The following is a 2,032-nucleotide window of genomic DNA, read 5'->3' as shown; positions in this document are numbered from 1 at the left end:
GCCAATTTTCTCAAAAGGAAAATATTTGATCATATCCCGTTTAAGGAAATACACCTGATTGACGGAAACAATGATCCCGGGGCAGAATGTCTCAGGTATGCTGCCCTTATTGAAGAATCACCGATTGATATTGTCTGTATGGGTATTGGGGAAAATGGACATATCGCATTCAATGACCCTCCTGTCGCAGCATTCAATGATCCTGCAACCATAAAAAAAGTAGCACTCGATGCAGCATGCCGACAGCAGCAGGTCAATGACGGCTGTTTTGCCAATTTGGAGGAAGTGCCGAGACAGGCCCTGACACTTACCGTTCCCGCACTTTTAAATGCCTATTTTATCTCCTGTGTGGTGCCCGGTAAAAACAAACAAAAAGCTTTGAATCAGTCTTTATCCGGTCCAATCGAAACCCTATGCCCAGCTTCGATTTTGAGGCTGCATGGTAATTGTCAGCTTTTCACAGATACAGATGCCTATCCGAATCCCATTACAAGTGGGAATGAAAAAGAACTGATCGGGGAAGATTGTATCACGGGAAATATGGCTGTATTGAATTCCTCTGAAAATTATTCCCCAACCCGAATACATTCTTTAGCAAGCGCTTCCACTTCCAAACTCTTTTTTGGACCTGGATTGGTGGATTTGCAGGTGAACGGAGTCAATGGAGTGGATTTCAACAATGAAGATATTACAGCGGAAGAAATATTCAAAGCCACTCAATACCTGCTTAACAAGGGAGTAACTGTTTTCTTCCCAACCCTGATAACCAATGATAGGAATAAGATCCTTCGAATCCTTGAAACATTTCGTCTGGCAATTTCCGAAAATTCTTTGATCGCTTCCTGCATTGGTGGTATTCACTTGGAAGGTCCATTCATATCCCCACTTAATGGGGCAAGAGGTGCACATGATGCAAAATACATTCAAACCCCAAACTGGAAATTGATCGAAGAATTTCAGGAAGCTTCAGGTGGAATGATAAAACTGATCACTATGGCACCTGAGTTAGATGGGGCATTAGGCGTGATCAAAAAATGTCGTGAATCAGGAATAAAGGTAGCCATTGGGCATACCCTGGCATCTAATGAGGAAATTTTCAGGGCTGTGGAAGCAGGTGCAAGTCTTTCAACCCATTTGGGCAATGCCGTTCCTCTGATCCTTCCCCGTCATCCCAATATGCTATGGGACCAATTAGCCAATGATGAATTGTATTCCAGCCTGATCGCAGATGGTTTTCATTTGGGGGAGTCTTTTCTGAAAGTAGTTTTGAAAACCAAAGGTGAAAAGGCTTTTTTGGTCAGTGACAGTACGATGTTTTGTGGCATGCAAGCAGGGGAATACAGGACGCTTATCGGAGAAGAAGTTGTGCTGGAACCAAATGGGAAACTGTCATTGAAGGGTGGAAATGGCCTTTTGGCCGGGGCCAGCAAAAATTTAATGGAGGGGGTACAATACTTAATTGACAAAAAATTGAAATCCCTTTCAGAAGCCTGGAAAATGGGATCAACCATACCTGCGGCTTTTATGGATTTGGATCAACGAAATGATGTGGTTGTTTTTTCTTTGGATGGGGAAAGTCAGATTTCTTTCATAAAGGTGGTAAAAGATGGATTTGTTGTTTTTTAAAAAACAGAAATTACTAACCCTTCAATGGAACTGTTATTTTATTCCAATATTATTCTGTCAAAAACCATGACATCCTCATTTTCAGTTTTTCTTAGAAAATAAAGCCCCTCATCACTCAAAACATTGCCCAAAAAACTATAAATTTTCGGATCATTCCTGACGAACAATTCTTTGATTAAATGAAATTTCTTATCTAAAATCTGAACTGAAAAGTTTCTAAGAGCTGCATCGTTTCTTTTACCTTCTGAATCATATAATTCCTGGGGAAACACACAAATCCTGTAATACTTATCCCTAAATGGGTCAGTAATTATATCGTGATAATATCCTTCTTTTATCATCCATTCCAATTGGTTGATGTTATTATTATTTCTGGAAATTTTGGTTGGAGTGGGAATATATTTTG

At 40.2% G+C, this 2,032-nt stretch carries 2 protein-coding genes; one reads left to right on the top strand and one right to left on the bottom strand.

The annotated features are described in order from the left end of the window. A partial coding sequence (locus ACEW8O_RS25875) for a 6-phosphogluconolactonase (RefSeq protein WP_373497523.1) occupies positions 1 to 1,626 on the top strand: 1,626 nt, incomplete at its 5' end. 38 nt (positions 1,627 to 1,664) lie between these two features. Here ACEW8O_RS25875 and ACEW8O_RS25870 read toward each other — a convergent pair. After that, a partial coding sequence (locus ACEW8O_RS25870; RefSeq protein ID WP_373497522.1) for a DUF4221 family protein occupies positions 1,665 to 2,032 on the bottom strand: 368 nt, incomplete at its 5' end.

This window comes from Aquiflexum sp. (assembly GCF_041749095.1).
GTDB lineage: Bacteria > Bacteroidota > Bacteroidia > Cytophagales > Cyclobacteriaceae > Aquiflexum.
Note: the sequence above shows the minus strand (reverse complement) of the source record. Positions and strands in the feature narration are given on the sequence as shown.